Here is a 17,723-nt window from a genome sequence, read left to right on the forward strand (position 1 = left end):
TGGAAAAAACGTGGCCTTATGCGGAATAGCGCTGGAAAACCAGCGTTGCGTTGGTGCCACCAAAGCCGAAGGAATTGGACAAAACGGTGTCGATCCTGGCGTTGTCGATGCGCTTTCGCACCACCGGCATGCCCTCGAATTCGGGGTCGAGAGTCTCGATATGGGCGCTTTCGCCGATGAAACCGCCTTGCATCATCAGGATCGAATAGATGGATTCCTGCACGCCGGCCGCGCCCAGCGAATGGCCCGTCAGCGATTTGGTCGAGGTGATGAAGGGCATCTTCTCGCCGAACACCTCGCGGATCGCGCCCATTTCGCGGGAATCCCCCACCGGCGTCGAGGTCCCATGGGTGTTGATGTAGTCGACCGGGGTGGTGACGGTCGCCAGCGCCTGCCGCATGCAGCGGACCGCGCCTTCGCCCGAGGGCGCAACCATGTCGAAGCCGTCCGAGGTGGCGCCGTAGCCGACGATCTCTGCATAGATCTTGGCGCCGCGCGCCTTGGCATGCTCCAGTTCCTCGAGCACCAGCACGCCGGCGCCGCCGGCGATGACGAAGCCGTCGCGATCGACGTCATAGGCGCGGGAAGCGGCAGATGCCCTGTCATTGTACTTCGACGACATGGCGCCCATGGCATCGAACAGGTCCGACATCGTCCAGTCGAGATCTTCGTGGCCGCCGGCGAACACCATGTCCTGCTTGCCCCACTGGATCAGTTCGTAGCCATTGCCGATGCAATGCGCCGAGGTCGAACAGGCCGACGAGATCGAATAGTTGACGCCGTGGATCTTGAACCAGGTGGCCAGCGTCGCCGACGCGGTCGACGACATCGCCTTCGGCACCGCGAATGGGCCGATGCGCTTGGGGCTGCCATTCTTGAGCGTGGTTTCGGCCGCCTCGACGATGGTGCGGGTGGAAGGCCCGCCCGAGCCCATGACGATGCCGGTGCGCTCATTGGTGATGTCGCTCTCGCCAAGGCCGGCATCGGCGATCGCCTGGTCCATGGCGACATGGTTCCAGGCCGCTCCCTGGCTCAGGAAGCGCATTGCGCGGCGATCGATCATGGCGCTGGGATCGAGCGTCGGCGCGCCCCAGACCTGACAGCGGAAGCCGTGCTCGGCGAAGGAGTCGGAGAAGCTGATGCCGGATTTGGCGTCATGCAGCGAGGCTTGCACCTCGTTGGCATTGTTGCCGATCGACGACACGATGCCGAGGCCTGTGACTACGACACGTCTCATTCGCAACTCCTTCCAGGAATGCTGGCCACGAGGTCGGCCAGGGCGACGGTCAAGCGACCGCCGACTGCTTGGACAGACCGACTTTCAGGTCCGTTGCCGCGTATATGGGTTCGCCGTCCGCCTTTAGCCAACCATCGGCGATGCCCAGCACCAGCCGGCCACGCATCACACGTTTGAATTCCACGCCATACTCGACCTTTTTAACCGAGGGCGTGACCATTCCCTTGAACTTGACCTCGCCGGTCGACAGCGCCATGCCTTTGCCGGGTTCCCCCAGCCAGCCGAGATAAAAACCCGTCAGCTGCCACAAGGCATCGAGGCCCAGGCATCCAGGCATGATGGGATTGCCGATGAAATGGCAGGCAAAGAACCACAGGTCCGGCTTGATGTCGAATTCGGCGCGGATGAAGCCCTTGTCGAAAGCCCCGCCCGTTTCGCTGATCTCGGTGATGCGGTCAAACATCAGCATCGGCGGGTAAGGCAACTGGGCATTGCCCGGTCCGAACAGCTCGCCGCGGGCGCAGGCCAGCAATTCTTCGTAGTCGTAGCTGGATTTCGAACCCGCCATCAATCTCGTTCCCATATGTCCCAGGCGCTGGCGCGCCCTTGTCGTTGGTGTCCTAACACAATCTGTTTCAGGCCGGAAACCGGCGTTTGCGCTTAACCCGCCAGTCTTGCCGGGTCAATGCGCGCTATTGATCGCATCCGGACGACAGAATATATGTCGAAAGGGGTCCGGTTTCGGCAGACATCCATTTTTTTGCCATTCTGGACGTGTCTTGAGGCGGAACTGTGAGCTTGGACGACCAGATGGACCGGGGCTGCCGGAAGGAAAATGTCGCTGTGGACAAGCGGGTTCGTGAAGCCGGCCTGAGGCCGACACGGCAGCGCATTGCGCTTGCCGACCTGCTTTTCGCCAAGGGCGACCGCCATCTGTCGGCCGAGGAACTGCACGAGGAGGCCGTCGCCGCCGGCGTGCCGGTGTCGCTGGCCACCGTCTACAACGCCCTTCACCAGTTCACCCAGGCGGGACTGCTGCGCATTCTCGCTGTCGAGGGCGCCAAAACCTATTTCGACACCAACACCTCCGATCATCACCATTTCTATATCGAAGGCGAAAACCGGATTTTCGACATCGCCGATGGTCCGGTCACCGTCACCAACCTACCGGAACCACCCGAGGGGATGGAGATCGCCAATGTCGACATCGTGGTGAGGCTGCGCCCCAAACGCGCCGAATGACCGGGGGCCAGGCACGTATGCACGGCCGGGCACGTATGAACGGCTGGGCACGTATGAACGGCCAGGCACGTGTGAACGGCCAGGAATGAAGCCGCTCGATCTGGCTATCCGGCTGGAATGGGCCGCTGTCGCGGTGTCCGCTATCGTCTTTTATGCACTCGCCGGTGCGTCCTGGTGGTTGTTCGCCTTGTTGATCCTGGCGCCTGATCTGTCCATGTTCGGCTATCTCGCCGGGCCGCGCGTCGGCGCCGCGTGCTACAATGCCTTCCACATCTTGGTCCCGCCAATGCTTTTGGTGCTTGCCGGCAGCCTGTTCGGCAATGCAGCCGCTATAGCGGTTGCATTGATCTGGATCGCCCACATCGCTATCGATCGTGCGCTGGGCTACGGCTTGAAGCTGTCGAGCAGCTTTCAGGATACCCATCTCGGCCGCATCGGCCGCTAAACGGTCCGGCCTGCGGTTCAAACGAGTCGGGCAAGGCCAAAAATCAGTCCTTGACCCGTTCGCCGGGATAGGCGCCCCAGACGACGGATTGGGCGAGCCAGCCGGTGTGGCCATCGAGCGTCATTTCGCACCACTGGCCGTCGCAGGATTTGATCGTGCCCATGACGCCCGGCTCGACGATCGCCACCACGCTGGCGTCCTTTTCGGGGCTCCTGAGGAGATTGATCTGGGCGCCCTTGCCGCGCTGCCACGGCGCCACGATCGCCGTGCGCCGGCCCGAAAGCAGCGACTGGTTGATCCAACCTTCCGAACCGTCGGCGTCGCGCACGCGGCGCCATGTGTCGAATTCCTGGATGATCTCCATCGGCAGGCCTGCCTTCAGATACATCCAGTCGACCGAGTAGTTGGCGCCCGGCCCGACACGCGAATTGACGCGGCCGGATTTCAGGCTGACGAATCGTGGCAGCGGCAGGCCGCTCGGCCCGAGCGTGACGACGCTCTGGGCGGGGGCTGCTGCACCTTGCGCGCACAGTTGGGGTGAATAGAGCAGAGCGCCGAGAAATGCTGCGCTGAGGGTCAGGCGAAGCGACGCGAAACCAGACACTTTCGTTCCTTTCGGCGCTGGCCTGCCGGCCCCGGCGCCCCTTTTTCTTTGTCTTCGGCGGCACCGCTTGGTACATGGGTAAATCGGCTACCGCGACCGGCTTCCAGTTTCGCCGGTCTTGGTTAAAGAGGTCTCAACGAGGGAAACAATGGCAGGCAAAAAGAAGCCTCTCGTGGTCATCACGCGAAAACTGCCCGACCCTGTCGAGACCCGCATGCGCGAGCTGTTCGACGCAAGGCTGAACGTCGAGGACAGGCCGATGACGCAGCCGGAACTGGTCGCGGCGGTCAAGGAGGCCGACGTGCTGGTGCCGACGGTCACCGACCGCATCGACGCGGCATTGATCGCCCAGGCCGGCGAAAACCTCAAGCTGATCGCCAATTTCGGCAATGGTGTCGACAAGATCGACGTGGCGGCCGCGGCCAAGAAAGGCATCACCGTCACCAACACGCCCAACGTGCTGACCGAGGACACGGCCGACATGACGATGGCGCTGATGCTGGCGGTGCCGCGCCGGCTGGCGGAGGGCGCCAATGTACTCACCGGCGACAAGAAATGGGCTGGCTGGTCGCCGACATGGATGCTTGGCCGGCGCATCTGGGGCAAACGGCTCGGTATTGTCGGCATGGGGCGTATCGGCACCGCCGTTGCCAGGCGTGCCAAGGCCTTCGGCCTCTCCATCCACTATCACAACCGCCATCGCGTGCTGCAGGCGGTCGAGGACGGGCTGGAGGCGACCTATTGGGAAAGCCTCGATCAGATGCTGGCCCGCATGGACATCATCTCGGTCAACTGCCCCTCGACGCCGGCGACGTTCCATCTGCTTTCGGCGCGGCGGCTGGCGCTGCTTCAGCCCACCGCCTATATCGTCAACACTGCGCGCGGCGACATCATCGACGAGGAGGCGCTGGTCAAGCTGATTCAGGATGGCAGGATCGCCGGCGCCGGACTCGACGTCTACGAGCACGAGCCCGCATTGAACGGAAAACTGCTCAAGCTCGCGACCAAGGGCAAGGTCGTGCTTTTGCCGCATATGGGGTCGGCGACGCTCGAGGGCCGCATCGACATGGGCGAGAAGGTGATCATCAACATCCGCGCCTTCGTCGACGGCCACCGCCCGCCGGATCGCGTGCTGCCGCTCAGGACCTGAGCGGCTTCGCAACATAATGTAAGTGGAAACTTACGAAACAGTCTTGCGCATGGTGACCGAAGTCGGTCGCGCATAACCTTCATGCGCCGTTCTCACGGTCTCGCGAAAACCGAGCCGGGCAAAGGCTGCCTGGTTCCCAGCCAGCTCGATTCGCGTCTGCAGCTCGATTGCGGCCTTGCCGCGGCTGCGGGCAAAATCCTGGACGGCTTGCATCAACAACCTGCCGATGCCCTGGCCCTGACAGTCCGGCGTGACGGCGAGCTTGCCGACATAGAGGTGGTCGGTTCGTTCCAGGGCGAAGATGCAGCCGACGATCCTGTTGCCGCTGAGCGCCAGCATGCCGGTCTCGCGGCGGGCTTTGTCGCGCAAGGTTTCCGCGGTGAGCAGGTGCGCCGAGGACGGCGGGTCGATGATGCCGTCCATGAAGGCGAATGCGCGCAGGATCAGGGCGAGCACTTCGTTCCAGCGGTCGAAATCGGCCGGAATCCGGGTGATGACGATATCGGCAGTGCGCGTCAACGTCAGTTTCGTCTCTTGTAGCGGATGGTCTCGAAACGCGCGGCTAGCGCGTCATAGAGCAGCAGTCGTCCGATCAGCGGCTCGCCAATGCCGGTGATCAGCTTGATGGCTTCCATCGCCTGCAACGTGCCGATGACCCCAGTCAGCACGCCAAGCACCCCGGCCTCGGCGCAGGACGGCACCAGACCCGGCGGCGGGGCCTCCGGGAAGAGGTCGCGGTAGCCGGGGTTGGAGGTGCCGTCCCTATCGGCTTGGAACGGCATCAGCACGGTCACGGAGCCATCGAAACGGCCCACGGCGGCGTGCACCAGCGGCTTTCCCTCCGCCGCGCAGGCATCGGCCACGACATAGCGCGTCTCGAAATTGTCGGACCCGTCGACGACCACGTCGTAACGGGCGACGAGGGCTTGGGCATTGTCCGCGGTCAGGCGCAATGTGTGGATTTCGACAGCGGTGTTGGGATTGATGCGGGCAATTGCCGCCTTGGCGCTGTGGGTTTTCAGCATGCCGACAGTGTTCGTGCCGTGAATCACCTGCCGCTGCAGGTTGGAGAGCGAAACCGTGTCGTCGTCGATCACGCCGAGCGTACCGACGCCGGCTGCGGCAAGATATTCAAGCACTGGTGCGCCCAATCCGCCGGCGCCGATGACCAGCACCCGCGCTCGCTTCAGGCGCTGCTGGCCGGCGCCGCCAATTTCGGGCAGCACGATGTGGCGGGCATAGCGTTCGAGTTCTTCGTCGGTGAGGGCGGTGGCGATCATGGCTCGATCATATAGCGGGAGAAAAACCTTGTCAGGTGCTCACACAGCCATCGGCGCGACCGTGCCGTGATCCACGATCAGGAACTGCGCCCGGCCCGCCAGGCTGGAAAACAGCGCAGCATCGGTTCCCGTCATGAAAGCCTGGCAGTTCAATTCCTCCAGGATCGAGAACAGCGCCGCACGCCGGCCACCATCGAGATGTGCCGCGATCTCGTCGAGCAGCAGGATTGGCGTCAAGCCGGACATCTCGCCGGTCAATCTGGCATGCGACAGGACAATGCCGACAAGCAAGGCTTTCTGTTCGCCGGTCGAACACAGCGCCGCCGGCATCGCCTTGGGTCGGTGCCGGACCACGAGATCGGAGCGGTGCGGGCCCTCGAGCGTGCGCCCGGCGGCGCGGTCGCGGTCGCGGCCCCCGGCGAGCGTGCGGCGGAACCGCTCCTCGACGTCGACAGCCGGCGTGTTGGCGATCTCGGCTTCCAGATCGCCCGACAGGCCGATATCGGCCTGCGGAAACGGGCCGCTGTCGGGCAGCCTGTCGATCATGGCGGCCAGAAGGCGCACCATTTCGGCGCGCGCCGCGGCGATCGCCACGCCCGTCTCGGCCATCTGCATCTCGATCGCCTCGAACCAGCTCAAATCCCGCGAACCTTCCGTCAGCAACCGGTTCCGGCCGCGCATCGCCTTTTCATAGTCGAGGGCGCGCTGTCCGTGGCCTGGATCGATCGCCAGCACCAGCCGGTCGAGAAAGCGCCGGCGGTCCGCGGCCGGTCCGGTGAACAGAGCATCCATGGCCGGCGTCAGCCACACGACGCGCAGCCATTCCAGCATGTCCTCGGCGGATCGCGCCGTGGCGCCGTTGATGCGCACCCGTCTGCCGCCCTCGCCAAGACTGTCGCCACCCGAAATGCCCGTCCCTATCTCGACTTGGCCGTCAGGTCCGTCGAGCCGTGCGTGCAGCGCAAAGCCGCCGTCACCGCCCTCACGCGCGACGTCCGCGTAAGGCGCGCGGCGCAGGCCGCGGCCCGGCGTCAACAGGGAAATCGCTTCCAGCAGATTGGTTTTGCCAGCGCCATTGTCACCGGAAAACACCACCGCGCCCGGCTCAAGCTCGACCGACAGCGCCGCATAGTTGCGGAAATTGGTAAGTGTAAGCTTACTTATATGGGTTTGTGCCGGCAACCGCTACTGCTCTACACCCGCATCGGCATCAGCACATAAAGCGCGGTTTCATCGGCCATGTCGTGGATCAGCGTTGGCGAACCGGCGTCGGCCAACATGAACCGGGCCTCTGAACCGGTCAATTGTGCGGCAACGTCGAGCAGGTACTTGGCGTTGAAGCCGATCTCGATCGGGTCGGCTGAATAGTCGGCGGCCAACTCCTCGGTGGCGCTGCCCGAATCCGGATTGTTGACCGCAAGCGTCACCTGGCCCTCACTGATCGAAAGCTTCACCGCGCGCCCGCGTTCGGAGGAGATGGTCGAGACGCGGTCGACGGCGGCCGCGAAGCTCTGGCGGTCGATGATCAGCTTCTTGTCGTTGCCGGTGGGAATGACCCGCTGATAATCGGGGAAGGTGCCGTCGATCAGCTTGGAAGTCAGGATGACGCTGCCGATGGTGAAGCGGATCTTGGTGTCCGACAGTTCGGTGGTGACCGCCACGTCGGGATCATCGACCAGCTTCTGCAATTCGCTGACCGTCTTGCGCGGTATGATGATGCCTGGCATGCCTTCGGAACCCGCCGGCGCGTCGATCTCGGCGCGCGCCAGGCGATGGCCGTCGGTCGCCACCGAGCGCAGCTTCAGCTTGCCGCCGACCTCATGTGTGTGAAGATAGATGCCGTTGAGATAATAGCGCGTCTCCTCGGTGGAGATGGCGAACTGGGTCTTCTCGATCAGCCCCTTGAGCGCGACCGAGTCGAGCCGGAAGATATGCGAGAAGGATCCGGCCGAAAGCTCGGGGAAGTCCGATTGCGGCAGGCATTGCAGTCGGAAGCTCGAGCGGCCGGAGGTCACCGTCATGGCGTTGCCGTCCTCGTCCGTCTTCAGCATCACCTCGGCACCGTCGGAAAGCTTGCGCACGATGTCGTAGAGCAGATGCGCCGGAACCGTTGTCGCGCCACCCCGCTCGACCTTGGCCGGCGTCGCTTCCGTCACCTCCAGGTCGAGGTCGGTGGCCTTCATTTCCAGGCTGGCGCCTTCGGCGCTGAGCAGCACGTTGGACAGGATCGGTATGGTGTTGCGCCGTTCGACCACGCGGTGGACGTGGTTGAGCGACTTCAGGAGATTTGACCGTTCCAGGATAACACGCATGACGAACCAGGCTCGCTTGAATGAATGAGCGGGTCTCCGGCTGGCGGCGTCCCGCGAAAGGTCTGAACAGGCTTCAGAATCTGCGTAAACTGACAGGAAAAAACCAGCAAACGCAAGCCCGCGCGACCGGTTCGGGCCGGCTACGCGGGCTTTCTGGGGATAAAGGCGGCGAAGCACGCCGCTAGGCGTTTTCGAACGGCTCAGGCCTGGTCGTTGATCAACCGTCTCAACAGTTCCAGTTCCTGCGCCAGCGTGTTGTCGCCGCCGGAAAGATCCTCGATCTTGCGCACTGCGTGCAGCACCGTTGTGTGGTCGCGGCCGCCGAAGCGCCGCCCGATCTCGGGCAGCGAGCGCGGCGTCATCACCTTGGACAGATACATGGCGACCTGCCTCGGCTTGACGATGGTGCGCGTGCGCCTGTTGGACAGCAACTCGGTCTTCGACACATTGTAGTGCCGCGCGACGATGCGCTGAATATCCTCGATACGGACCCGCTTCGGCTCGCCGGTGCGGTAGATATGGCCGAGGATCTCGTCGATGCGATCGATGGTGATCTGCGGCTCGAACGACTGGCGGAACAGGAGTTGATTGAAGGCGCCTTCCAGTTCGCGGCCGCTGCCGGTCACCGTGCGGGCGACGTGATTGAGGATCTCGTCGGAGATGTCAAGGGAAGCGTCGTCGTGCCTGGCGGTGGCGAGGCGCAGCTTGAGCATGCCCAGGCGCATGGCGAAATCGGGGGCCGACATTTCGAGCGCGACGCCGCCATTAAGGCGCGAGCGGACCCGCGGTTCGAGGGATTCCAGTTCCGACGGGGGCCGGTCGGCGGCGACGACGACCTGCTTGGCGCTGTCGAGCAGCATGTTGATCAGATGGCAGAATTCGTGCTGGATCGACTTGCCCTGCAGGAATTGCATGTCGTCGATGATGAGCAGGTCGATATCGCGAAGCTGTTCCTTGAGCGTCAAGGCATTGTTGTCGCGGATCGCGGTGGCGAAGCGCCACATGAAATATTCCGCCGTCAGGTAGACGACGCGCGATTTCGGGTTCTGCTTCAGCGATTCCGCGGCGATAGCCTGCAACAAATGGGTCTTGCCGAGGCCGACCGTCGCATGAAGGAAGAGCGGGTTGAAGCGCACCGCGCTCGACTGCGATTCCGCCACGGCCTTGGCCGCGGCGAAGGCCACCCGGTTCGACGGCCCTTCGATGAAAGAGGCGAACGTGTAACGCGGATCGAGCGGCGATCCCAGCACATTGTGGCGGAACTCGCTCTCGGCCGGCATGCCCGGGCGCGGCGCCGGAGCCCGCTCCAGCCTGCCGGGGCTTACGGTGCCGGCGGCCAGCGCCGTCTGCGTTTGTCGCGTCATCTTGCGCGCCGGCGCCAATTCCGGTTCGGCATGGCTGCGTCCCTGTCGGGTGGCTGTGCGCACGATGATCTCGATCTTGAGGATCTCCGGATCCTCGTGCTTCCAAAGCTCGCAGATAAGGTCGAGATAATGGCCGTTGATCCACGAGCGCAGGAAGGCAGTGGGCACCGAAATGCGAACGATGCCCTTTGAAGCCTCCGCGACCTTCATGCGCCCGAACCAGCTCGAATAGACTTCGGTTCCCAAGCGCGCCTTCAACTGGGCCTTGACCCGGTCGAACTTCTGTTCCGCGTCGCTGGAAGCCGCCATCTCATCAGCTCCGATCAGATTTCCTGAAAATGGGATGTCATTGGTAAGCTCCCTTTCGACGCCGCTCTGCATGATCGAGTTCCTTGTCTCTGTACCTGTTTTTCCGCCGGGGATGCGCCTCCTGCATCCGTGTTCCAGCGACTGCGCTTTGCTGCGACGCCCGCTGCCGCCGCCGGCAGATGAACGTCGCCCATTATCCAGGGAACCGGTGCCGGCCCATGGAAGCCAGTCCGTGTTGGGTATGTCAGGGCAATGCAACACCGTCCGGCGAAAATCGCCGGCGCTGTCGACCTGCCATGTATAGTTACGCCAGTCCCCTACCGTATCGAAAAAGAGCAAACCAACCCTGTCCGCGGACTTGATCCGCGCCACAAACCCCGCCAATTTAAGCTGGCCCATTCAGGCTGGGTCAGGGCCACCCGGCCCATCCCTTTCGATGGACCGACATTACCGAAATCGCTGTGGATAGGGCAAGGCCACGTCTAACGGATTTTTAAGGAATCTGGTTAGGTCCGGCGCGCCGAAGCGCCATGCGGCAGCACTATAGTTTGACAAAGCCATTGTGATTCAAACCCTTTTCCGGCGAATATGAAAAAGCCGGGCTGGCGCGAAATTTTGTGAAATAAATCGCTTGACAGCCAGTTGTTCTCCTGGCGCTTCGCCGCGCTGTGGACAACGTGTGGATGACTATCTGTAACTAGCTGGGAAATATTGATTATTTCTGCGGAGGGAGAATTTTTTAGCCGACACTTTTCAAGTATCTGGACCATCAGCCGGCACGCATATGCCGGCAAAGCATTTCGGACCGCAAACTCCGCTTTCGACGCCGTTTCCGAGTATTCTTTTTAAGTGCTTGCCGGCAAACGAAAAAACCCGGCACTATCGGCCGGGTTCTCAGAAGATCAGTCCGGAAAGGGACGTCAGGCCGACAGCACCTTGAGGCGCTGGGCCAGCCGTGAAACCTTGCGGGCCGCGGTGTTCTTGTGGATCACGCCCTTTGTCGCGGCACGCATCAATTCCGGCTCGGCGGCCTTGAACGCCGCCTGCGCGGCGGCCTTGTCGCCGGAGGCGAGCGCCTCCTCGACCTGGCGCACATAAGTGCGGACGCGCGAGCGGCGGTTTTTATTGATCGCCGCGCGGCGGACGATCTTGCGCGTTGCCTTTTTGGCCGAGGATGTATTGGCCATGATGCCTCTCTTCTGATCTGGTCGGCGCATGCGGCATGCCGCAGGGCACAAAAAACAAACGGGCAGCCACAGGGCCGCCTCGGTTGGTGCGGCTTATAGTTCAGCTTTCCCGGCGCGTCAACGCTGGCTGGCGTTCTTTTTGGCTGTCGTCGCGCCGGAGCATTTTTTCAGCCACGCCGAAGCATTTCGCGCCCCGGAGGTGCGCTGTCAGCGATTGGTGAAATTCGGCTTGCGCTTCTCGGCGAAGGCCGCCATGCCTTCCTTCTGGTCGTCGAGCGCAAACAGCGAATGGAACAGTCGACGTTCGAACCGCAGCCCCTCGGCGAGCGTCGTTTCATAGGCTCGGTTGACGGCTTCCTTTGCCATCATCACCGACGGCAGCGAAAAATCGGCGATCCTGGCCGCCGCCTTGACGGCCTCCTCGACAAGCTCGCCGGCAGGCACGACGCGCGAGACCAGCCCGGAACGCTCGGCCTCCGCGGCATCCATCATCCGCCCGGTCAGGCACATGTCCATCGCCTTCGACTTGCCGACGAACCGGGTCAGGCGTTGTGAGCCGCCCATGCCGGGAATGACGCCGAGCGTGATTTCGGGCTGGCCGAATTTTGCCGTGTCGGCGGCGATGATGAAGTCGCACATCATCGCCAGTTCGCAGCCGCCGCCCAGCGCATAGCCCGCCACCGCCGCGATGATCGGCTTGCGCGCCCGGGTCAATTCTTCCCAGCCGACGAAAAAGTCTTTGATGTAGGCATCGACGTAGGAAATCGACTGCATTTCCTTGATGTCGGCGCCTGCGGCGAAGGCCTTCTCGGAACCGGTGACGACCATCGCGCCGATGCCGTCATCTGCCCCGAACACGTTTACCGCGGCCACCAATTCCGCCATGACCTGGGAATTCAGCGCATTGAGCGCCTTCGGCCGGTTCAAGGTGATCAGCCCGACCTTGCCCCTGGTTTCAACGACGATCGTTTCATAGGCCATGGCTTCGGCTCCTCTTCCAGGCAATTGAAGATCGATCTAGCTCACCGCTGACAGGTCCGGCAATAGAAGGTCGAGCGGCCGCTCTGCGTGATGCGCTCGATATGGCCGCCGCAGCCAGGCTTGGAGCAGGGTTCGCCCTCCCGGTCATACACCGCGAAGGAGTGCTGGAAATAGCCCAGCGAACCGTCGGTCTGCATGTAGTCGCGCAGCGACGATCCGCCGGCCGCAATGGCATCTGCGATGACCGAGCGGACCGCCACGGCAAGCCCCCGGCTTTGCTCACCCGCTTTCTTGCCGGCTTTGGCTATCGTGCCCGCCTCGCGCAGCGGCGACAGCCCGGCGCGCCATAGCGCCTCCGAGACATAGATGTTGCCGAGCCCGGCTATCAGTCTCTGGTCGAGAAGAGCGGCCTTCAGCGGCGATTTCCGGCCCTTCAGCAGCGAGGCCAGCAGCACTCCATCAAGCGCATTGCCGGTGGGTTCGACGCCGAGCCCCGCCAGCATCGGATGGGTGTCCGGCGGCCCTTCGCAAAACAGCATGAAGCCGAAGCGGCGCGGATCATTGAAAACCACGCGCGAGCGGGTGCCGTCCCGAGAGGCGACATCGAAGATGACATGGTCGTGCGTCGAACTCTTCGACCGCTCGTGATGGAACACGCCGGGCATTTTGGCGGCGTCGGCCGTCTCGATGCGAAACGAGCCCGACATGCCGAGATGGCAGATCAGGGCGGGACCGCCTTCGAGATCGATCGTCAGATATTTGGCCCGGCGTCCGAGCGCCGTGATCGTCTTGCCGATCAGCCGCTCGGCGAATTTTTCGGGGAATGGAAAACGCAGGTCCGGCCGGCGTGCCTCGGCGCGGATGATGCGGGCACCCTCCAGAACCGGCTCCAGCCCGCGCCGGACCGTCTCGACCTCGGGCAATTCAGGCATGGCCGCCCATATCCGGGTAAAAGGAAGTGCCGTAGCGGCCGTGCGCCAACCCGAGATGTTCGGCCACGGTTTCACCAATGTCGCAGAATGTCGTTCTCAGCCCGATGTCGCCGCCCGTCAGACCCGGTCCGATGCCGATCACCGGAATCCGTTCGCGTGTGTGGTCGGTGCCGCGCCAGGTCGGGTCGTTGCCGTGGTCGGCCGTCAGGATCAGCAGATCGCCCTGTCGCAATCTCGCGAATGCTTCCAACAGTCGCCGGTCGAAGGCCTCGAGCGCGGCGGCATAACCTGCAACATCGCGGCGATGGCCGAACTCGGTGTCGAAATCGACGAAATTGGCGAAGACGAGATCGCCGTCGCGGGCCGCATCCATTGCATCAAGCGCCTGGTCGAACATGGCCATGTTGCCCGCGGCCCTGCGCACTTCCGAAATCCCCCGATGGGCAAAGATGTCGCCGATCTTGCCGACGGCGATGACACGGCTGCCACGCGCCGTCAGCCGGTCGAGCAATGTCGGCTCGGGTGGCGGCACGGCGTAGTCGTGTCGATTGTAGGTCCGCTCGAAAGTGGCTGCCGTCTCGCCGACGAACGGTCGGGCGATCACCCTTCCGATCCTCAACGGATCAACCAGGCGACGCACCACCTTGCAGAATTCGTAGAGCCGCTCCAGGCCGAAATGGACCTCGTGCGCGGCGACTTGCAGGACTGAGTCCACGGAGGTGTAGCAGATCGGCTTGCCCGTGCGGACGTGCTCCTCACCGAACCGTTCGATGATCTCGGTGCCAGGCGCGTGGCAGTTGCCGAGAATGCCCGGCACCTTGCCTTCGCGGATGATGGCCTCGGTCAGTTCGGAGGGAAAGGCCGGGACCGCGTCGGGAAAGTAGCCCCAGTCGAAACGCACCGGCAGGCCGGCTATCTCCCAATGGCCGGATGGCGTGTCCTTGCCGCTCGAAACCTCCTGGGCGGCACCGTGGAAGGCATTGGCGACGAGATCCGTCCCGAAAGAGGCAAAGCCCAGCCCCGTCGCGGTCTCGGCAGCCTTGCCAAGTCCGAGCGACGCCATGTTGGGAACAAACAACGGTCCCTGGCGAAGTCCTTCGCGATCGGCGCGGCCTTCCGCACAGGCCTCGGTGATATGGGCGAAGGTGTTGGCACCGGCATCGCCGTAGCGTTCGGCGTCGGCGGCGCCGCCTATGCCGAAGGAATCCAGGACGAAGAGGAAAGCACGCGCCATGAGAACATTGTTGCCGGTTTGAGCATCCAGACATAGGGTTCCACGGCGGCATTGGCAATTCGGAAACCAAACGGCAACCGCTCGGCGCGATAGTCCGGAACCAATTCACTGACGGATCGCAGGACCGGGTCTCCCATGAAAGCTGCCCTGAAGGCATGCGCCGCTCTCATGATCGCGCAAGGCGCGGTCTGGTCCGGCTCGGCGCGCGCCGACTGGCGTGACGATATCGGCACGTTTCGCATCGGCATCGTCGCCGAACCCGGCGCAGCCAACACCGTTCCAGGCCTGGCGCGGTTGACCGAGGCCTTTACCAACGCGCTGGGCATGAAGGTGGAGTTCGTCGTTGCCCGCGACTATGCCGCGCTGATCGATGCGCAGGCCAATGCCCGCATCGAATATGCCGTCTACTCGGCGACCGCCTATGCAACGGCGTCAAGACGCTGCGAGTGCGTCGAACCGCTTGTGGCACCGGTCGATTCCGATGGCGCGGTCGGCATCCGCGCCGTGCTGCTGACGAAGGATGGCAAGGTGCCCAGCCTGGCCGCGATGGAAACCCACCGGATCGCCATGCCGCCGGCGGACAGCATTGGTTCTCTTTTGCCATTGGCCGGACTGGCTGCCGAGCACGTCAAGATCGCAGAGGACGCATCGTTTCTGGTTCACGCCGGTTCCGCCTCGGCCGCGGAAGGAATGCTGGTCGATGGCCAGGCCGATGCCTTGTTCGGCTGGGCGACGGCGGCGGCCGACGGCGAGCCAAGACTATCGGGCACGCAGGCAAGGCTCGAAGCCGCCGGGCTTTCGGCGACCGCCCTTCAAGTCGCATGGACGTCGGGTTTGCTGAGATACGGTCCTCACGCGGTGCGTAGCGATCTCGACCCGGAAGCCAAGCGCCGGTTGGCGGTTTTCCTGACCAATCTCAAATCGACGACGCCCGACATCTACGACCTGCTGGAATCGAGGCATTCCGGCGGTTTCGCCACCGTGGTTCCCAAGGATTACGAGATGGCGCACGCCATCGTGCGTCTGGTGTCGGACGGTGGCGTGCGGCGATAGGGTCGTCAGCAGTCGCCGCAGGGGATCGTCAGGCTTCTGCGCGGACGCAGATAATAGGTCTCGCCCATCGATATGTTGTTGAAGACCGTCGTCAATCCGGCCGTCTGTGAGCTGTCTGCGGACCAGGTGATGATCGGTTTGTAACCAAGTTTGCTTTCGACACGAATGAGAAAGGTGCCTGCGACCCTGAGCGTTGCCGGAACCGTAGTGGTTGCGGGCAGGGCGGTGCCGATACTGTAAGCACCATTGACCACCTTGCGCGACCACACCACGTTCACCCTGGGCGGCGTGTCGGTTGTGACCTGTATTGCCGTGATGGTGATATCCGGCTTCGAGCGATTGTACGGCTGCAAGGTGGAGGTGCCGATCTTCATGATGGCATCCAGATCCGCCTTGACGATGGTCGGCTGCTGCGTGACCAGATCCGCGACCATGCTGCCGATGCGGCTGACCTTCTTGCTGGTCTCGATGGCCTGAGAGGCCTCCATTGTGATGAAATACATGATCAGCAGGATGGGGACGATCAGGGCGAACTCGACCGCCGCGATGCCGCGGCGATCGCGTATGAAACCGACCCACTTCCCCCAGCGTCCTGCCATTTCTGGATGTGCCCCCGCACGCATCATGCCCGTTGCCCTTTTCTTGGCTTTTGCTTCCGCCGCGAACTCAGTTGTCGAATGGCTCGTTCTGCCAGGTCACCGATGCAAAATGCAGTGTCTTGTTACCGCCCATCGACTGAGCCAGAAGATCGGTCATGACGGGCCATTTGTAGAAGACCCGCAGCATGTTCTTCGATTCTGCCAGGCCCGGCGTGGTCGCGAAGGGCTGCGAGTTGGCGCCTTGCATCAAGATGATCTCGCCATTCTCGATCTTGAAGCTGGCCGTGGCCGCGTCGGCGAACGTGGTATATGCGCGAAGGTCCACGTCCAGCTGATTTGGGCAATCCTGCGAGACGATGATCTTCAGTTTGTCGCAGATCATGGTCTTCAACTTGTCCCCGGCGACGTCGGCCGGTCTCAACTGCCCGGTGCGCAATTTGCGCGCGATGTCGTCGGTGATGTTGGCCATAACTTCCTGGCCGGCAAATGAGATGCAGCTTTCCAGGATGGCGAAGACAAGAACCGCGAACGGCAATGCGAGCAGCGCGAATTCCAGTGCCGTACTGCCGCGGCGGTCGCCGGCGAAGCGTGCGAAAAGCCGTGCCCGTCTTGCCTTGCGGTCGCTTGTCGAGACGAATTCGATGCTCATGCTCTGATCCTGCCCATCCCCAGACGGTCTCGGCAGGTGTACTAGTGCAAACCAGTTGAAGTCCGGTTTGAATGATCGTTAAAGTCGCCGCGGGCGCCTTAACCACCCGCTAACCTGGACCGCGTGCCTACCGGCTGACGCTCATCTCGGCTTCTGAGGATTTTTCGGCTTCGCTCTTGTAGGAGCTTTCGCAATAGGGCGTGCAGGACATGGTCTGAACTTCAGCGCGCCGGTAGATGCGCACCGACGAGGCCGCCTGCCGCACGACGGTGATCTGTTCATCGATGATCGGGCTGCCATCCTGGTCGAGGACGACGAGGTTGGTGACGCCGAAGCCCTTGCCAGTCAGCACGATCGTCGAGGCGTCCTGCACGGACGCGTCGGCGATTGCCGGGTTGCCGACCACGATCGTGTCGGCGGGGCGCGACAGTTTGACGATCTTGGCCTGGTTCATGGTGACCTCGATGCCGGTGTCGGCCCTGGCGGGCATGACAAAGCTCACGGCGGCAAGAAGCACGGCAATCAGGATCGACGATTTCGGCTCGGCCATTGACGCGCTCCAGGCGGGCGGACTGTTCAACGGAACATGAACGAGATTGGTGAACCAACGGTTAAGCAGGCCCGGGCGCCATATGCCGCGATCGTCATACGCGCCGCGGAGCTGTTTCTTTTGCGGCTGCTTGCCTGGGAATTGCGCCTCGGCCGGCGCTTAGCCCATAGTTAACCACGCAATATGTTCCAACCGGGAAAGGAATCGGTAAGGCTGTTTATTAAGTCGATCGAAAGAGCTTCTCCCTAGATTGGCAGCATCCGATCAACCATCACAGAAGTTGACGGAAGTGCTGTAACACGTGGAGTAGGAGCTCTCGAATGTCTAATCTCATTGCACGTTTCGTAAAGGACGAATCCGGCGCGACCGCTATCGAATATGGTCTGATCGCCGCCCTCATCGCGCTCGCCATCATCGTCGGCGCCGGCGCGCTTGGCAACGCCATCAACGCCAAGTTCGAAGCTATCGGAACGTCCCTGAACAACGTCCCGACGCCCTGAACGACGTCAAGTATATTGAGCGCTTGGATTGCGTTCTGGACAAGGGCCGCCACCTGGCGGCCCTTGTTCTATTCAATGTCTTTTTGCCCTGGGCC

General features: G+C 62.7%; 20 protein-coding genes. 5 read left to right on the top strand and 15 right to left on the bottom strand.

Annotation, left to right across the window (positions count from 1 at the left end):
• Positions 1–16 precede the first annotated feature (16 nt).
• Positions 17–1,237, bottom strand: coding sequence for a beta-ketoacyl-ACP synthase I (gene fabB, locus FJ951_RS01630; protein WP_140496770.1), 1,221 nt, complete (start codon positions 1,235–1,237; stop codon positions 17–19).
• A 49-nt stretch (positions 1,238–1,286) separates the two neighbouring features.
• On the bottom strand, positions 1,287–1,805 hold the full coding sequence (gene fabA / locus FJ951_RS01635; protein ID WP_140496768.1) for a 3-hydroxyacyl-[acyl-carrier-protein] dehydratase FabA: 519 nt from the start codon (positions 1,803–1,805) through the stop codon (positions 1,287–1,289).
• A 242-nt stretch (positions 1,806–2,047) separates the two neighbouring features.
• On the opposite strand from fabA, the gene irrA reads away from it, so the two are divergent.
• Both irrA and FJ951_RS01645 read left to right on the top strand, forming a co-directional pair.
• Positions 2,048–2,479 carry an iron response transcriptional regulator IrrA gene (gene irrA, locus FJ951_RS01640; protein WP_181172194.1) on the top strand — a complete coding sequence of 144 codons (432 nt, stop codon included), beginning with the start codon at positions 2,048–2,050 and terminating at the stop codon, positions 2,477–2,479.
• 85 nt (positions 2,480–2,564) lie between these two features.
• A complete protein-coding gene (locus tag FJ951_RS01645; protein ID WP_140513186.1) occupies positions 2,565–2,924 on the top strand; it encodes a DUF4260 domain-containing protein in 360 nt (119 codons plus the stop codon).
• Between the two features lie 43 nt (positions 2,925–2,967).
• On the opposite strand, the gene FJ951_RS01650 is transcribed toward FJ951_RS01645, so the two are convergent.
• The gene (locus FJ951_RS01650; RefSeq protein ID WP_140496762.1) at positions 2,968–3,528 is read right to left on the bottom strand and encodes an SH3 domain-containing protein; all 561 of its coding nucleotides are present in this window, start codon (positions 3,526–3,528) and stop codon (positions 2,968–2,970) included.
• A gap of 148 nt (positions 3,529–3,676) precedes the next feature.
• Between FJ951_RS01650 and FJ951_RS01655 the strand changes: the two genes are divergently transcribed.
• Positions 3,677–4,678 (top strand): D-glycerate dehydrogenase, encoded by a 1,002-nt coding sequence (locus FJ951_RS01655; RefSeq protein ID WP_140496760.1) that lies wholly within the window; start codon positions 3,677–3,679, stop codon positions 4,676–4,678.
• 30 nt (positions 4,679–4,708) lie between these two features.
• On the opposite strand, the gene FJ951_RS01660 is transcribed toward FJ951_RS01655, so the two are convergent.
• From FJ951_RS01660 to FJ951_RS01700, 9 genes are all read right to left on the bottom strand, one after another.
• The gene (locus FJ951_RS01660; protein ID WP_140513188.1) at positions 4,709–5,197 is read right to left on the bottom strand and encodes a GNAT family N-acetyltransferase; all 489 of its coding nucleotides are present in this window, start codon (positions 5,195–5,197) and stop codon (positions 4,709–4,711) included.
• A gap of 2 nt (positions 5,198–5,199) precedes the next feature.
• Entirely contained in the window at positions 5,200–5,958 is a 759-nt protein-coding gene (locus FJ951_RS01665) for a molybdopterin-synthase adenylyltransferase MoeB (protein WP_140496755.1), read from the bottom strand.
• Between the two features lie 39 nt (positions 5,959–5,997).
• Positions 5,998–7,140, bottom strand: coding sequence for a DNA replication/repair protein RecF (gene recF, locus FJ951_RS01670; protein ID WP_140513190.1), 1,143 nt, complete (start codon positions 7,138–7,140; stop codon positions 5,998–6,000).
• A gap of 11 nt (positions 7,141–7,151) precedes the next feature.
• Positions 7,152–8,270 (bottom strand): DNA polymerase III subunit beta, encoded by a 1,119-nt coding sequence (dnaN, locus tag FJ951_RS01675; protein ID WP_140496751.1) that lies wholly within the window; start codon positions 8,268–8,270, stop codon positions 7,152–7,154.
• 200 nt (positions 8,271–8,470) lie between these two features.
• Entirely contained in the window at positions 8,471–10,015 is a 1,545-nt protein-coding gene (dnaA, locus tag FJ951_RS01680; protein WP_140496749.1) for a chromosomal replication initiator protein DnaA, read from the bottom strand.
• An 848-nt stretch (positions 10,016–10,863) separates the two neighbouring features.
• Entirely contained in the window at positions 10,864–11,130 is a 267-nt protein-coding gene (rpsT, locus tag FJ951_RS01685; protein ID WP_140496747.1) for a 30S ribosomal protein S20, read from the bottom strand.
• A 207-nt stretch (positions 11,131–11,337) separates the two neighbouring features.
• A complete protein-coding gene (locus FJ951_RS01690; protein ID WP_140513192.1) occupies positions 11,338–12,111 on the bottom strand; it encodes an enoyl-CoA hydratase in 774 nt (257 codons plus the stop codon).
• Between the two features lie 41 nt (positions 12,112–12,152).
• Complete coding sequence (mutM, locus tag FJ951_RS01695) at positions 12,153–13,043, bottom strand: bifunctional DNA-formamidopyrimidine glycosylase/DNA-(apurinic or apyrimidinic site) lyase (protein WP_140513194.1); 891 nt, start codon at positions 13,041–13,043, stop codon at positions 12,153–12,155.
• On the bottom strand, positions 13,036–14,277 hold the full coding sequence (locus FJ951_RS01700; RefSeq protein ID WP_140513196.1) for a phosphopentomutase: 1,242 nt from the start codon (positions 14,275–14,277) through the stop codon (positions 13,036–13,038). The genes mutM and FJ951_RS01700 overlap by 8 nt, the downstream gene beginning before the upstream one ends.
• 135 nt (positions 14,278–14,412) lie before the next feature.
• On the opposite strand from FJ951_RS01700, the gene FJ951_RS01705 reads away from it, so the two are divergent.
• Positions 14,413–15,330, top strand: a complete 918-nt coding sequence (locus FJ951_RS01705; RefSeq protein ID WP_140513198.1) for a PhnD/SsuA/transferrin family substrate-binding protein — start codon at positions 14,413–14,415, stop codon at positions 15,328–15,330.
• Between the two features lie 5 nt (positions 15,331–15,335).
• Here the strand turns inward: FJ951_RS01705 and FJ951_RS01710 are convergent, their stop codons facing one another.
• The 3 genes from FJ951_RS01710 to FJ951_RS01720 all read right to left on the bottom strand — a co-directional run bounded on the left by FJ951_RS01710 (position 15,336) and on the right by FJ951_RS01720 (position 17,128).
• On the bottom strand, positions 15,336–15,956 hold the full coding sequence (locus FJ951_RS01710; RefSeq protein ID WP_140513200.1) for a TadE/TadG family type IV pilus assembly protein: 621 nt from the start codon (positions 15,954–15,956) through the stop codon (positions 15,336–15,338).
• 40 nt (positions 15,957–15,996) lie between these two features.
• Positions 15,997–16,578 (bottom strand): TadE/TadG family type IV pilus assembly protein, encoded by a 582-nt coding sequence (locus FJ951_RS01715; protein ID WP_140513202.1) that lies wholly within the window; start codon positions 16,576–16,578, stop codon positions 15,997–15,999.
• Between the two features lie 127 nt (positions 16,579–16,705).
• A complete protein-coding gene (locus FJ951_RS01720) occupies positions 16,706–17,128 on the bottom strand; it encodes a pilus assembly protein N-terminal domain-containing protein (protein WP_140496732.1) in 423 nt (140 codons plus the stop codon).
• Positions 17,129–17,448: 320 nt separating this feature from the next.
• On the opposite strand from FJ951_RS01720, the gene FJ951_RS01725 reads away from it, so the two are divergent.
• The gene (locus FJ951_RS01725) at positions 17,449–17,628 is read left to right on the top strand and encodes a Flp family type IVb pilin (protein WP_140496730.1); all 180 of its coding nucleotides are present in this window, start codon (positions 17,449–17,451) and stop codon (positions 17,626–17,628) included.
• The last annotated feature ends 95 nt before the right edge of the window (positions 17,629–17,723 follow it).

It is taken from the genome of Mesorhizobium sp. B2-2-3, assembly GCF_006442405.1.
In the GTDB taxonomy this organism is placed as follows: Bacteria; Pseudomonadota; Alphaproteobacteria; order Rhizobiales; family Rhizobiaceae; genus Mesorhizobium.

Coding starts and splice junctions, on each gene's coding strand:
- dnaA (WP_140496749.1), bottom strand. CDS start 10,015: ATGCAGAGCGGCGTCGAAAGGGAGCTTACCAATGACATCCCATTTTCA.
- fabA (WP_140496768.1), bottom strand. CDS start 1,805: ATGGCGGGTTCGAAATCCAGCTACGACTACGAAGAATTGCTGGCCTGC.
- dnaN (WP_140496751.1), bottom strand. CDS start 8,270: ATGCGTGTTATCCTGGAACGGTCAAATCTCCTGAAGTCGCTCAACCAC.
- FJ951_RS01655 (WP_140496760.1), top strand. CDS start 3,677: ATGGCAGGCAAAAAGAAGCCTCTCGTGGTCATCACGCGAAAACTGCCC.
- FJ951_RS01715 (WP_140513202.1), bottom strand. CDS start 16,578: ATGAGCATCGAATTCGTCTCGACAAGCGACCGCAAGGCAAGACGGGCA.
- irrA (WP_181172194.1), top strand. CDS start 2,048: ATGGACCGGGGCTGCCGGAAGGAAAATGTCGCTGTGGACAAGCGGGTT.
- FJ951_RS01720 (WP_140496732.1), bottom strand. CDS start 17,128: ATGGCCGAGCCGAAATCGTCGATCCTGATTGCCGTGCTTCTTGCCGCC.
- FJ951_RS01710 (WP_140513200.1), bottom strand. CDS start 15,956: ATGATGCGTGCGGGGGCACATCCAGAAATGGCAGGACGCTGGGGGAAG.
- FJ951_RS01700 (WP_140513196.1), bottom strand. CDS start 14,277: ATGGCGCGTGCTTTCCTCTTCGTCCTGGATTCCTTCGGCATAGGCGGC.
- FJ951_RS01725 (WP_140496730.1), top strand. CDS start 17,449: ATGTCTAATCTCATTGCACGTTTCGTAAAGGACGAATCCGGCGCGACC.
- FJ951_RS01645 (WP_140513186.1), top strand. CDS start 2,565: ATGAAGCCGCTCGATCTGGCTATCCGGCTGGAATGGGCCGCTGTCGCG.
- FJ951_RS01690 (WP_140513192.1), bottom strand. CDS start 12,111: ATGGCCTATGAAACGATCGTCGTTGAAACCAGGGGCAAGGTCGGGCTG.
- FJ951_RS01705 (WP_140513198.1), top strand. CDS start 14,413: ATGAAAGCTGCCCTGAAGGCATGCGCCGCTCTCATGATCGCGCAAGGC.
- mutM (WP_140513194.1), bottom strand. CDS start 13,043: ATGCCTGAATTGCCCGAGGTCGAGACGGTCCGGCGCGGGCTGGAGCCG.
- FJ951_RS01665 (WP_140496755.1), bottom strand. CDS start 5,958: ATGATCGCCACCGCCCTCACCGACGAAGAACTCGAACGCTATGCCCGC.
- fabB (WP_140496770.1), bottom strand. CDS start 1,237: ATGAGACGTGTCGTAGTCACAGGCCTCGGCATCGTGTCGTCGATCGGC.
- rpsT (WP_140496747.1), bottom strand. CDS start 11,130: ATGGCCAATACATCCTCGGCCAAAAAGGCAACGCGCAAGATCGTCCGC.